This window comes from Oleiphilus sp. HI0080 (assembly GCF_001635135.1).
In genome coordinates this window covers 1-221 of the sequence record NZ_LWFU01000294.1, presented here as the reverse complement: position 1 = coordinate 221, position 221 = coordinate 1, and the positions used below count along the sequence as shown (strand labels likewise).

At 41.6% G+C, this 221-nt stretch carries 1 pseudogene; it reads left to right on the top strand.

The annotated features are described in order from the left end of the window. Positions 1-73: 73 nt before the first annotated feature. Positions 74-221: pseudogene (locus A3751_RS23405) on the top strand (ferredoxin--NADP reductase); the annotation flags it as partial.

Sequence of the window (221 nt, the reverse complement as noted above, 5' to 3'; positions counted from 1 at the left end):
ACAGATAGATTATGCGTAATTAGAATGCAACGCAACTTGTTAAGAAACTAGATTGAATTATTTGGAGAACTTTATGGCCGGTTTTATGACTGAGACTGTTACCAGCGTAACGCATTGGAACGATAAGCTTTTCAGCTTTAAAACGAGTCGCGACCCGTCATTTCGCTTTAAAAATGGCCACTTCATTATGATTGGGCTCGAGCATGAGGGGCGTCCACTGA